This is a genomic window from Streptosporangium album, assembly GCF_014203795.1.
Classification (GTDB): Bacteria; Actinomycetota; Actinomycetes; order Streptosporangiales; family Streptosporangiaceae; genus Streptosporangium; species Streptosporangium album.
The window spans coordinates 247,477-259,737 of the sequence record NZ_JACHJU010000001.1; the positions used below are offsets into that span (position 1 = coordinate 247,477).

Here is a 12,261-nt window from a genome sequence, read left to right on the forward strand (position 1 = left end):
CCGAGGTGGAACATCACGGCGCCGTCGTCCGGCCGACGGGTGAGAGGAGCCTGGACATGGACGCCCTCTCCGCGGAGACCTACCGGTCAGAGCACGCTCGGGCCTGGCGACCCTCCCTCGCCGGGCTCGCAGCCAACGGCCCACACCCGGCATCCTCGATCGATCGGTCGATCATCTGACCCATCCCTGACGTCTCTGGTGGTAGGCCGCCACGGCCGCGGCGGCCTGGCCGTCGTCGGCCAGCAACCGGGTGAGCCGGTCGAACCTGCGGCTCGCGCAGAGCGCGTAGGTCTCGGCCCACCATTCGGCCGGGCAGTCCCGATAGCGGTCCAGGACCAGCAGGGGACGGCAGAACCTCATGATCCACCGCCACTCCGGGGTCTCGTCCATCTCGTCCAGGTCGCACAGCGCGTGCCCGATCATGTGATGGACCAGCGCGCCGGACGAGTGCGCCCCACCGGTGATGACGACCGTCCGCCCCAGGTAGACCCCGGCCGAGTCCGCCGCGACCCGGGCGTCGCAGGAGTCGTCCGGCTCCGGTGGTTCGGCGAGCATGTCCGTGCCGAGCCAGATCCCGTCGAGGTCCTCGGCCAGCCGGGTCGCGAGGTGGACCGGGAGTCCGGCCAGCTCGTCCACCACGTCCACCAGCTCCCGGCGCGCTCTCCCGGACCAGTGCCGGTGGATCACCCGCTCCAGCACCCCGCAGTCGCGGGTGCCGTCCCGCGGCAACGGCTCGCGATGGCCCACATGGCCCACATGGCCCGCCTGGTTCGAAGGGGGAGTCCTCATCCGGAGCGCTCCGTTCTACCGGGAAGTGTTTCCGGTGGTAAACGTCCGCTGCGGGACCGTTCATTACAGGCTGATGCACGGATATTCGGTACGGAAAGAATGCGATCCTTCACCGGTGCGTCCCCATTCACCGGTCTACCCTCGGCCTCGAAAGCCGATCGGATACGGCGGCCGTCACCGATTACCCCAAAAGAGGATTAATCATGAAAATCAGCCTTAAGGAACCAGGTGTGGTCTGTGCCGTCGCGCTCTCAAGCGCCCTTGCCGCACCCCCATGCACGGCCACCGCTCACGCGTCCGGCCCGAGGCCCGCGTCCCGGTGTGAGACCGACACCGCGCAGGCGGTCGCGGCACAGCTCCAGAGAGCCCCGGACGGACGGCTCACCTCCCCGGACACGCTCTCCTACGGCGGCGGCGCGGAGGTGATCGCCTTCCGGCCGCCGTCCTGCGCCGCCGCCCGCCGGAACACCGAGCGCGACTGCGACGAGGACGGCGTCCTCGACAACGCGGTGTGCCTCTACGACCGCAGGGCCTTCGAGGGCTCCCGCCAGGCCATCAAGGCAACGGGGACGAGAAGGCTAAATGGGTCAATTGCCATTATGTCCATTAAAAATGATCGGCCTTTCATTTTCCTTGTCAAAAAGACCCCGGCTGAACGTGGAACCTGCTTCTCTCCGGGTGAGGGCTACGGCAACACGGGCCAGGTGGCCGGGCAGCGATGGGTGGACGCCCATCCCAGCCTGCGCGAGTGCGGCGCCCTCTGAGGACCCGCACCGGACGGGGTGCCGCTCCGGCGGCCCCGCGTCATCGGTCACGGGCCGCCGGTCACGACGTCCTCCCCTCGCCCCTCACCCAGGCGCTGACGGCATAGGTCCGATACTCCTCCACAGCGGGTCGCGAGCCACCGGCGTCATCCGCGCCGGCGGTCCTGATGAGCTCGGTCGCCAGAAGACCGCCGGTCACCGAGCTGACGACGAACACCCCCAGCAGCGGCCCGTCCTCGAAACCGAACGCCTGTCCCGGCCTCCCCGCCCGGTCTCTTATCCGCCCGAGCGATCTCAGATCGTCCTGACCCGCGAAGACCCGCCACAACACCGCCGCCAGGGCCGGCTCGACCACGTCGTAGGAGTAGAGGTTCTCCATCGCCCGGACGAGGCGGCGCGTCTCCGTCATCGTGGTCTGCGGCTCGGTGCCGAGGAGTTGCCCGCGCAATCGCGTCCAGGACCTCGACAGCATGGCCGCCCTCGGTTCCAGGCCTTCCGCCCGGCCGCCGCCCTGGGCGGGCTCGGGGACCGAGGGCCGGCTCCCGGGCGAGATCCCCGCCCAGCCGCCGCCTCCGAACGGCCTGCCCGGCGTCCTCGTCGTGTGGTAGACCCCCTTCCCGCTCACCGGCGTCCACCGCCTGACCACCCACGGCATGATCTTCGAATCCGTGCCGCCCGGCTCGACGGCGGTGGCGAGCAGCCACTCCTCGGTCCTGACATAGCTCCATGGGCCGGGCGCGGGGCGTGGCCGGCCCGCCGCGAGCGCGGCCAGCTCCAGCAGCCGGGCCGAGGCCGGCGGGAAGGACGCCATCGGGCGGGGCGAGGATTCCCGCAGGGGTTCGGTGGCCGAGATGCGCGTGATCCTCGCCAGGTCCTCCGGGATCTCCGGGCCTTCGGGACCGGCCTCCGGCGGGGCGACGGCGGGAGGGCGCCCCTGCGGGGCACCGGCGGGCGCCGGGGCCTGCCGGGACTCCGGCGGTATCCGGAAGGGGATCACCGTCGCCACGGCGACCCCGAGGGCCGTGACGGCGAGGGCGGGCCCCCGCCCTCGCAGCCACCCTCCCCTCGTCCGCCGGGAGGCGCCCTCACGCAGGATCCGCCCGAGGATCTCCTCCTCGTCGCCGGCGCCCACACTCCCGCTCACCTCGTGCGGGGGGATCGGGTTGTGCCTGACCATCAGCTCGCGGATCTCGTCGCGCCCTTCCGAGGTCACCGCTCCCCCTCCCCGCACTCCAGGCGCATCTCGCGCAGAGACTCGCCCAGCCGCAGGCGCGCCCGGCAGAGCCGTACGCGGACCGCGTTGGGCGTCAGGCCGAGGATCGCACCGATCTCCTCGACCGTGAGGTCCTCCCAGTAGTGCAGGCGGAGAACCTCGCCGTCCTTGGGGCGCAGCCGCGCCATGGCCGTCTCCATAGCGGTCCGGATCTCCTCCTCGTCGCGGAGGCCGCCCTCCGGCAGGTCGGGCGGCAGTTGTCGCAGCAGTCCGGCCAGGCGCTGCCTGCGGCGCTCACCCCGGGTCGCGTTCCGCACATGCCCCCAGGCCACGCGGTACAGCCAGGCGACGACGGCCCTGTCATCCCCCCTGGGGAGTCGATGCCTCTTCCGCCAGGCCGTGTGGAAGGTGCAGGAGGCGATGTCGTCGGCCGCCGTGCGGTCGACGCGGCGTGCCGCGTACGCCCACACGGACCGGTAGAAGGTGCGGAACATCCAGTCGAACCATTTCTCCTCGTCGTCCTCCGCCACGGCCGCCCCTTCCCAACATGCCGTCATCGTTCCTACGTCCAGCACCAAGGGTTCGATTACAGATCTCACACAGAAGTCAACGGAAAGTCACGCACCGTCCCGCTCCCGGCGAGGGGCGCGGCGCGGGTGAGGCGGACGGGCGGCAACGAACGCTCCGGCGGCGGTCACCGTGATCTCGGCGAGTAGGGTCGTTGGTGGCTAACGCTTCGTGATCGAAAGGACATCGCCATGGCGACGACACGTACCGCGACGACTCATTGGAAGGGCGCCCTGCTCGACGGTTCGGGCACCGTCTCGCTCGAAACCTCCGGGGTGGGCACGTTCGATGTGTCCTGGCCCTCGCGGGCCGAGCAGGCGAACGGCAAGACCTCGCCGGAGGAGCTCATCGCGGCCGCGCACTCCTCCTGCTTCTCGATGGCCCTGTCCCACGGCCTGGCGCAGGCGGGCACCCCGCCGCAGGCGGTGGACACCACGGCGGATGTGACCTTCCAGCCGGGTGAGGGCATCACCGGGATCGTCCTGTCGGTCCGCGCCCAGGTTCCGGGGCTGTCCGCCGAGGAGTTCCAGAAGGCGGCGGAGACGGCCAAGGCGAACTGCCCGGTGAGCAAGGCCCTCGCGGGCACGACGATCAGCCTCAAGGCCGAACTGCTGAGCTGATCACCCTTGTCCGTGGCCGTGCGTGCTCCGCCGGGGCGCGCGCGGCCACGGCCAGGCACCGTGAGCCTCGGGGGCTCCGGATGCCCCGCATGGGGGGACGGCTCAGTCCGGCCGTCCGTGTTCCCCGCCGCACAAGGGTGACAAGAACGACAACACCCTGCACACGAGGGCCAAACTGGAGGAGAATAGGGCTACATGCGCGAAGTCTGGCCTGGAGAGCCGTACCCACTCGGTGGCACCTGGGATGGCGTGGGCACCAACTTTTCGGTGTTCTCCGAGGTGGCCGAGCGGGTTGAGCTGTGCCTTTTCGGGGACGACGGGCGGGAGGAACGGGTCGACCTGCCCGAGGTCGACGGGTTCGTCTGGCACGGCTACTTCCCGGGGATCACCCCGGGGCAGCGGTACGGCTACCGCGTCCACGGCCCCCATGAGCCTTCCCACGGGCACAGGTGCAACCCCTCAAAGCTGCTCCTGGACCCCTATGCCAAGGCCGTCGAGGGCGACGTGACCTGGAACGCCTCCCTGTTCTCCTATCCGTTCGCCGATCCGGCCGGCCGCAACGAGGAGGACAGCGCCCCCTTCATGCCGAAGAACGTGGTGGTCAACCCGTTCTTCGAATGGGGCGACGACCGGCTCCCCCGCACGCCGTACCACCAGACGGTCATCTACGAGGCGCACGTGCGCGGGCTCACCATGCGCCATCCGGCGGTGCCCGAGGAACAGCGCGGCAGCTACGCGGCGCTGGGCCATCCGGCGGTCATCGAGCACCTGCAGAGCATGGGTGTCACCGCGGTCGAGCTGATGCCTGTGCACCAGTTCGTGCCCGAGCACGCGATGGTCGCCCGGGGGCTGACCAACTACTGGGGCTACAACACGATCGCCTACCTGGCTCCGCACAACGCCTACTCCAGCTCGGGACAGCGCGGCGAGCAGGTGCTGGAGTTCAAGGCGATGGTGCGGGCGCTGCACGAGGCCGGGATCGAGGTCATCCTCGACGTGGTCTACAACCACACCGCCGAGGGTGACCACATGGGGCCCACGCTGGGCTTCCGGGGCATCGACAACGCGGCCTACTACCGGCTGCACGACGGGGACCGGCGTTACTACCTCGACTACACCGGCTGCGGCAACTCCCTCAACGTCCGTTCCCCGCACGCGCTGCAGCTCATCATGGACTCGCTGCGCTACTGGGTGCTGGAGATGCACGTCGACGGCTTCCGGTTCGACCTGGCCGCCGCCCTCGCCCGCGAGCTGCACGACGTGGACCGGTTGAGCGCCTTCTTCGACCTGATCCAGCAGGACCCGGTGATCTCCCAGGTGAAGCTGATCGCCGAGCCGTGGGACGTGGGCCCAGGCGGCTACCAGGTCGGCAACTTCCCGCCCCTGTGGACGGAGTGGAACGGCAAATACCGTGACAGCGTGCGCGACTTCTGGCGCGGGAGCGGATCCGCGATGCCGGAGTTCGCCTCCCGGCTGACCGGGTCAGCCGATCTCTACGCCACCTCCGGCCGGCGCCCGGTGGCCTCCATCAACTTCGTCACCTGCCACGACGGGTTCACGCTGACCGATCTGGTCTCCTACAACCGCAAGCACAACGAGGCCAACGAGGAGAACAACCGCGACGGCACCGACGACAACCGGTCATGGAACTGCGGCACCGAGGGTCCGACGGAGGATCCGGAGATCGCGCGCCTGCGCCGCCGTCAGCGCCGCAACTACCTGGCCACCCTGTTCATCTCCCAGGGCGTGCCGATGCTCCTGGCGGGCGACGAGTTCGGCCGGACCCAGGGCGGCAACAACAACGCCTACTGCCAGGACAACGAGATCTCCTGGGTCGACTGGTCACTGGTCGCCGAGGAGAAGGACCTGCTCGGCTTCGTCAGGAGCCTGTCGGAGCTGCGGCGCGGGCACCCGGTCTTCCAGCGGCGCAGGTTCTTCCACGGCCGCAAGGACGGCAACGGCACCCGTGACATCGTCTGGCTCACCCCCTCGGGCGAGGAGATGTCGGCCGCCGACTGGCACACCGGCTACGCCAAGTCCCTGACCGTCTTCCTGAACGGCGACGCCATCACCGAGCCGGGCCCGCGCGGTGAGCCGATCCTGGACGACTCGTTCCTGCTGCTGATCAACGGCCATCACGAGGACATGGACTTCACCGTCCCCGACGCCAAGTACGGGGCGGGGTGGCGGACCGTGCTGGACACCGCGGCCGACGGGCGCAGGGACCGGCGGTCCTCCGGGGAGTTCCGGTCGCCGAAGTCCGTGATCTCGGTGACCTCGCGCTCCATGCAGATCCTGCACTGTCCCAGGGCCTAAAGCCCGGTCGCGACCGCGGCGGTGAGCAGCACCAGGACGAACGTGGTCAGCCCTGCCAGGCCGTGCAGCACGACGGCGAGCACGGGGAAACCCTGTTCGGCGCCGCGCGCGTGCCGGCCTCCGCCCAGCCAGCGGGTGAACATGGTGAAGCCCAGCAGGGCGGAGGCCGCGAGCACCCCGAACGACACCCACGCCAGGGTCCGCTCGGAGGTGAGCACGTAGGCGACCCAGCAGCCCAGGGCGGAGACCGCCAGGCCGGGATGGGCGAAGACCAGCACGGCGGGGAACCGGGTCACCTTCGTCCGCTGCTGGCGCAGGCCCCCACCGGAGAGCCAGAGATACAACAGGTAGATCCCGGCCATCGCTGTGATCAACCATGTCACTATCGCGACCAGCCCCACAAACCCTCCCAGATCTCCCAGAGTGAATCATGTAACGAGAGTCAGTCGAAGTCACCAGAAGCGTCGAATCCGTTATCGACAGTGGTGGTGACGTCCCTGATCCGCCGCTGTGCCAAGGTAGGGGAATGCGTCTTATCCACCCCGCCTCCTCCGGCGACGTCGACCTCGCCCGGGTCTACGCCTACCCGGACGGCCCGTGTGTCCGGGTCAACATGGTGGCCAGCGCCGACGGCGGGAGCTGGCTGGAAGGGCGGTCGGGCGGGCTGTCCGGCAAGGGCGACCGGCGGATCTTCGGAGTGCTCCGCGGGCTGGCCGACGTCGTCCTGGCGGGAGCGGCGACCGTGCGGACCGAGGGGTACGGCCCCGCCCGGCCGAGAGAGTCGTGGCGCCCGCTGCGCGAAGGCCGCCCGGCCGCTCCGCCGGTGGCCGTGGTGACCCGGCGGCTCGACCTGGACCTGTCGGGCGCGCTGTTCACCGAGGCAGAGCCGGGCGCGCGGACGATCGTCGTCACCTGCGACGCCGCCCCCGAGGAGCGCCGGAAGGAGGCAGCCAGGCACGCCGAGGTGATCGTGGCCGGACACGACGGGGTGGACCTGGCGTCGGCGGTCAGGGAGCTCGGCGAGCGCGGTCTGGGCAGGGTGCTGTGCGAGGGCGGGCCCAACCTCAACGCCCAGCTCGCCGAGGCCGGTCTGATCGACGAGCTCTGCCTCACGCTGAGCCCGGCCCTGGTCGGCGGGGACGCCGCACGGATCCTGAACGGCCCGGCCTCGCTCACCCGGCTCCGCCTGGCGCACGTTCTGGAGGAGGAGGGCTTCCTCTTCACCAGATATATTCGGACCTCTGGTGAGCCGGCCGGGTGAGTTCAGGGCGCCGGGCACGACGACACATGTTCGAGGGCGCCGGCCCCCCATCCCTGGAGCGCCGCGTCGCTCCCGGTGCGATCTCCCGCTGGAGCGCCACCAAGGGCCTGTCCTTCGTCCCGCTGAGGCCGGAGCTGGTGGTGGAGGTCGCCTACGACCACATGGAGGGGCGCCGGTTCCGGCACACCGCCCAGTTCCGCCGCCAGCGGGACGACCGCACCCCCGAATCGTGCACCTACGAGCAGCTCGAACAGCCGGTCTCCTACGATCTGGACGACATCCTGGCCGGATAGAACATCATTCCGGTAGACAGAAGCACAAAGAAACGATATATCTCGATCATGGCCAGATCATCCTCCTCCGACGACGAGCTCAGAGCCGCCGTGGCGGCCCGCCGCGACCTCGGGCCCGAGTACGAAGACTCCCTGGTGGAGGGCTTCCTGGACAAGATGGACCAGGAGATCGACCGGCGGGTGGACGACCGGATCGCCGCCCGCTCCCGCAAGGAGGCCCCGGCGGTCCGCCCGTCGGTGGACGCCGGCCAGCGCCTGGCGCTGTCGATCGTCTCCGTCGTGTTCGGCGTGATCAGCACGGTGGCCCTCGCCGTCACGGACACGGAATCGTATGTGATGGTGCTCGTCTGGCTCGGCATCGTCAGCGTGAACGTGGCCTTCGCCCTCGGCCGGCGCCGGTAATCCTGAACGAAGGGGTCCACGCCCTTCGAAAATCCGGTTCAGAGTGTGGCGCTGGAGAGACGGGACACGCGCAGGTAGGTCTCGCGGGCCTCGTCGTTGAAGGAGGGCGACAGCACGCGGTCGGATCGGCCGTTCCCGTCGGTGTCGTCGAAGGCCGAGACGACACCGCCGACGTATCCCACCCCGCGCTTCTGCTCGTACCTGATGATCAGTGGGCCGCCGTCGGCACCGGGGGTCAGCGAACACTTCTGCGCGCGTCCGCCGCCCGTGGACGACTCCGAGGAGACGCCGAAGCACCAACGGAGCCGGCCGCCCGTGCTGGGGGACGTTCCGCCCGGATCGGCTTCCGCCGGGTAGCCGAAGACGTAGGCCGTCTGCCGGCCGGACTGATTCCACGCCAGCCCCTGAGCCCCGACGGCGTCGGCTAGGCGCTTGCCGCCCGCACCGTGGACGGTGACGAACGCGTAGTCGTAACCGCGGTCGCCGCCGCTGGTGAACTTCGGATGGAGGGCCGCCGCGGAGCCCGGGTAGATCCCGAAGGGGGCCTGGCCCCGGTCGTAGGCCGGCACGAAGACCAGCGAGGCGACGGCCTCGTGCCGCGCCGGGTCGTAGAGGCAGTGGCCTGCGGTCACCAGGAGGTTGCCGGACTCGGAGTTCACCGAGGTGGCCGAGCACCAGCGGCGACGCTCCCCCACTCGGAAGAACACCTTGCCGAGCGTCTGGGGAACGTTCGCGCGGATATGGCCTGGCTTCTTCTCACCGCTCGGCGGCTCCATGTCGTACGGGGGGACCGTGGCGGGGTCACCCGTGCTCACGGCACCGGTCCTGTTCCCCTCCGGCCCCCACGCGATGCCCTCGCCGTACGGCACGGCTGCCTCAAGTGCCTCCGGCGTCCACTCCGCGACGACCTCCTTGGCGACCTCCGGGGATGCGGTCAGGGTGAGCAGGGAGGAGGACACGGTGCCCTGGCCGTCTTCCCCCGACGGTCCGCTGCCAGGCCGGCCGTTCGCGTACACGAACGCCGCCACCGCCACCGCGACGACGGCGAGAGCGATCCCCGGCAACAGGTAACGCAGAGGGAGCTTTCCACCGTACGCCGGTCTCCGGCGGCGCGGCGGGGGCTTCCTCCGGGAATCCCCCGGGTGGGCGGCGGATTCCGGCACCGGCGGGATGCCCGTTCCCGCATGCGGCCTCAGGCCCGCTCCTCCGGCCTCCCCACCCGCCCCCTCCGGCGCGCTCGCGTCCGGATCCCCGCCGACAAGGGCCATCAGCACCTCCGGGGCGGCGGGCCGATCGGCCGGGTCTTTGGCCAGGCAGCGGGCGACCAGCGGTCGGAGGTCGGCGGGGAGCGCCGACAGATCGGGATCCGCCTGCAGGATCCGGTACATCAGAGCGGGGAAGTCCCGGCCGAAAGGGGGTTGTCCCGTGGCCGCGTAGATCATCGTCCCGGCCCAGCTGAAAATGTCCGACGCGGCGGCGACGTCACCGCCGGAGAGCTGTTCGGGCGACATGTAGGCGGGGGTGCCGATCCCGCCGGTCGTCGACGTCACGGAGTCCAGGGCACGTGCGATGCCGAAGTCGATCACCTGTGGGCCGTCGGGCCCGATGAGAACGTTACCGGGCTTGAAATCACGGTGGACGACCCCGGCGCGGTGGATGGCGGCCAGCGAGGCGGCCGTGCTCACCGCCAGGCGGTGCAGCGCCCCGGGGCTGTAGGGGCCCTCCTCGCCGACGATCTCTGCCAGGGAGGGGCCGTCGACGTACTCGCTGACCACGTAGGGACGCTCGTGGTCGACCGCCGCGTCCAGCACCCTGACCGTACTGAACTCCGCGACGCTGCTCGCTGTCTGGATCTCGCGTATGAAACGTTCCATGGCCCGGCGGTCGGTGACCATCCTGGGGTGGATCGCCTTGACCGCGACCCTCTCCCCCGAAGGCGACTCGGCGAGATAGACGACCCCCTGCCCGCCCGCCCCGATGCATCCGAGCAGGCGGTAGTCACCCAGATGGCTGGGATCGTCGGCACGTAAGGACTGGATCGTCGGCATTCGGTCTCCCCCGTGACCCGATGAGATCAATGCGGCAGACCCTAGCAAAACCCGCGATCATCGATTCCCCGCCCGCGGCGAGCGGCCGGGTGCGGCGGGACCGGTCACCTACCGCGAGTCGCCGCGCGCCTTGCTGGGCTGCACCCGCTTCGGCTCACCCGGCATCTTCGGGTAGTTCGGCGGATAGGGCATGTCCTCGTGACCGTCGCGCTCGAACCACTCCAGGAGGGGCTCGATCGAGAAGGCCCGCTCGTCGATCGCCGCGTGCACGTCGCCCAGCTTGGCGAACCGGGCCGGGACCGTCCGGATGTCGAAGTCGCGCGGATCTGCGTCCTCCAGCTCCTTCCAGGTGAGCGGGGTCGAGACCGGGGCGTACGGTCTGGCCCGCACCGAGTAGGCGGCGGCCACGGTCCGGTCGCGGGCGTTCTGGTTGTAGTCGATGAAGACCCGCTCCCCCCGCTCCTCCTTCCACCACGCGGTGGTGGCCAGGTCCGGAACGCGGCGCTCCACCTCCCGGGCGAAGGCGATCCCTGCGTAGCGCACCTGGGTGAAGTCCCAGCGCGGCTCGATCCGCACGCTGATGTGGATGCCCCGGTTGCCGGAGGTCTTGGGGAAGCCGGTCATGCCGAGCTCCTGGAGGATCTCGGAGGCCACGGAGGCCACCCTGCGCGCCTCCTCGAAACCGGTGCCGGGCTGGGGGTCGATGTCGACGCGCAGCTCGTCGGGGTGGTCGGTGTCCGAGGAGCGGACCGGCCAGGGGTGGAAGTCGATGGTCCCCAGGTTCGCGCAGTAGGCGATGGCGGCGACCTCGGTCACCTTGAGCGCGTCGGCGGTGCGCCCGCCGGGGAAGCGGACCGTGACCGTCTGGAGCCACTCGGGGTGCTTGGGGGGCATGCGCTTCTGGTAGATGCCCTCGGTCTCGACCCCGTCGGGATGGCGCTTGAGATAGGTGGGGCGGTCGTACAGGGCGCGCAGCGCCCCTTCGCCCACACTCACGTAATACTCGACCAGCTCGCGCTTGGTCGCTCCGATCTCCGGGAAGTAGATCTTGTCGGGATTGGTGACCTTGACGACCCGGTCCCCGACGGTGAGTTCGATGTACGGCGACGCCATAGGGCGAACCGTACTCCATAGGGGGCGGGTCCGCCCCGGAGCCGCCACGGCGGCGGGACCGGGCTCTCGACGGGACGGACCGCATGACCACCTGTCTCGCTCTCCGGTTCCGGGCGCTGGCGCGCCACCCGGCCGGCGGCATCCGACCGCCCAGTTGATCGTTGGACGGCCTGACAGGTGATCTCACCCTTAACCAGGAAGGCAAGAACCCCCCACACTTAATGACGCAAAATCGGACATAAATGGATGCTTCGCCCACAAGGTTTTTTCGGGCGGACATCCGGCCCTCACAGGAGACGCCCGGCGACCACATAGGCTGGGGGCATGGACAAGGTGGTCAAGAGCGACGCCGAGTGGCGCGTCCAGCTCTCTCCCGAGGAGTTTCACGTTCTCCGCCAGGCGGGCACCGAGCGCCCCTTCACCGGAGAATACGTCGACACCAAGACCGAAGGCGTCTACAGCTGCCGCGCCTGCGGCGCCGAGCTGTTCCGGTCGGACACCAAGTTCGACAGCCACTGCGGCTGGCCGAGTTTCTATGAGCCGTCGAAGTCGGAGGCGGTGACCCTGATCGAGGACCGTTCGCTCGGCATGACCCGCGTCGAGGTCCGCTGCGCGGCCTGCGACTCACACCTGGGCCACGTCTTCCACGGCGAGGGCTACGGCACGCCCACCGACGACCGCTACTGCATCAACTCCGTGTCGCTCCGAATGGAGCCCACCGGCTGACCATCGGCCCCGCCGGGGCCGGAACGCACGACACTCAGGCCTCCCCAGAAGGTGAAGACGGCCGGAGGCCGGGTAAAGCGAGATCACGCATCGTATGCGGACGTCTCCGTAAAGTGATCTTTCTCAGGGAGCCGACGTGCACATCCGGC

At 69.8% G+C, this 12,261-nt stretch carries 13 protein-coding genes; 7 read left to right on the forward strand and 6 right to left on the reverse strand.

The genetic code is table 11. The features are described 5' to 3' along the window. Window positions 1–171 precede the first annotated feature (171 nt). Window positions 172–789 (reverse strand): hypothetical protein, encoded by a 618-nt coding sequence (locus tag FHR32_RS01070; protein WP_184752125.1) that lies wholly within the window; start codon window positions 787–789, stop codon window positions 172–174. Window positions 790–992: 203 nt separating this feature from the next. On the opposite strand from FHR32_RS01070, the gene FHR32_RS01075 reads away from it, so the two are divergent. Beyond that, window positions 993–1,553 carry a hypothetical protein gene (locus FHR32_RS01075; RefSeq protein ID WP_184752127.1) on the forward strand — a complete coding sequence of 187 codons (561 nt, stop codon included), beginning with the start codon at window positions 993–995 and terminating at the stop codon, window positions 1,551–1,553. Window positions 1,554–1,614: 61 nt separating this feature from the next. Here FHR32_RS01075 and FHR32_RS01080 read toward each other — a convergent pair whose 3' ends face one another. Both FHR32_RS01080 and FHR32_RS01085 read right to left on the reverse strand, forming a co-directional pair. Further along, entirely contained in the window at window positions 1,615–2,766 is a 1,152-nt protein-coding gene (locus FHR32_RS01080; protein WP_184752129.1) for a hypothetical protein, read from the reverse strand. After that, complete coding sequence (locus FHR32_RS01085) at window positions 2,763–3,296, reverse strand: RNA polymerase sigma factor (RefSeq protein ID WP_184752131.1); 534 nt, start codon at window positions 3,294–3,296, stop codon at window positions 2,763–2,765. The genes FHR32_RS01080 and FHR32_RS01085 overlap by 4 nt, the downstream gene beginning before the upstream one ends. Before the next feature lie 228 nt (window positions 3,297–3,524). On the opposite strand from FHR32_RS01085, the gene FHR32_RS01090 reads away from it, so the two are divergent. After that, window positions 3,525–3,953: an OsmC family protein gene (locus FHR32_RS01090; protein ID WP_184752133.1), complete on the forward strand. Its 429-nt coding sequence runs from the start codon at window positions 3,525–3,527 to the stop codon at window positions 3,951–3,953. A gap of 195 nt (window positions 3,954–4,148) precedes the next feature. Further along, a complete protein-coding gene (gene glgX, locus FHR32_RS01095; protein ID WP_184752135.1) occupies window positions 4,149–6,269 on the forward strand; it encodes a glycogen debranching protein GlgX in 2,121 nt (706 codons plus the stop codon). On the opposite strand, the gene FHR32_RS01100 is transcribed toward glgX, so the two are convergent. Beyond that, on the reverse strand, window positions 6,266–6,652 hold the full coding sequence (locus FHR32_RS01100; protein ID WP_312881820.1) for a hypothetical protein: 387 nt from the start codon (window positions 6,650–6,652) through the stop codon (window positions 6,266–6,268). The genes glgX and FHR32_RS01100 overlap by 4 nt on opposite strands. Before the next feature lie 143 nt (window positions 6,653–6,795). Here FHR32_RS01100 and FHR32_RS01105 point away from each other — a divergent pair, with 143 nt between their 5' ends. The 3 genes from FHR32_RS01105 to FHR32_RS01115 are packed head-to-tail and all read left to right on the forward strand — an operon-like array spanning window position 6,796 to window position 8,225. Beyond that, the gene (locus FHR32_RS01105; protein ID WP_184752139.1) at window positions 6,796–7,530 is read left to right on the forward strand and encodes a pyrimidine reductase family protein; all 735 of its coding nucleotides are present in this window, start codon (window positions 6,796–6,798) and stop codon (window positions 7,528–7,530) included. Between the two features lie 26 nt (window positions 7,531–7,556). Beyond that, window positions 7,557–7,823, forward strand: a complete 267-nt coding sequence (locus FHR32_RS01110; protein WP_246465892.1) for a hypothetical protein — start codon at window positions 7,557–7,559, stop codon at window positions 7,821–7,823. Between the two features lie 48 nt (window positions 7,824–7,871). Further along, window positions 7,872–8,225 (forward strand): hypothetical protein, encoded by a 354-nt coding sequence (locus tag FHR32_RS01115; protein ID WP_184752141.1) that lies wholly within the window; start codon window positions 7,872–7,874, stop codon window positions 8,223–8,225. 38 nt (window positions 8,226–8,263) lie between these two features. Here the strand turns inward: FHR32_RS01115 and FHR32_RS01120 are convergent, their stop codons facing one another. Both FHR32_RS01120 and ligD read right to left on the reverse strand, forming a co-directional pair. Then, the gene (locus FHR32_RS01120) at window positions 8,264–10,273 is read right to left on the reverse strand and encodes a protein kinase domain-containing protein (protein WP_184752143.1); all 2,010 of its coding nucleotides are present in this window, start codon (window positions 10,271–10,273) and stop codon (window positions 8,264–8,266) included. A 108-nt stretch (window positions 10,274–10,381) separates the two neighbouring features. After that, a complete protein-coding gene (gene ligD / locus FHR32_RS01125; RefSeq protein WP_184752145.1) occupies window positions 10,382–11,386 on the reverse strand; it encodes a non-homologous end-joining DNA ligase in 1,005 nt (334 codons plus the stop codon). Window positions 11,387–11,710: 324 nt separating this feature from the next. Here ligD and msrB point away from each other — a divergent pair, with 324 nt between their 5' ends. Further along, window positions 11,711–12,112 carry a peptide-methionine (R)-S-oxide reductase MsrB gene (gene msrB / locus FHR32_RS01130; RefSeq protein ID WP_184752147.1) on the forward strand — a complete coding sequence of 134 codons (402 nt, stop codon included), beginning with the start codon at window positions 11,711–11,713 and terminating at the stop codon, window positions 12,110–12,112. Window positions 12,113–12,261: the final 149 nt, after the last annotated feature.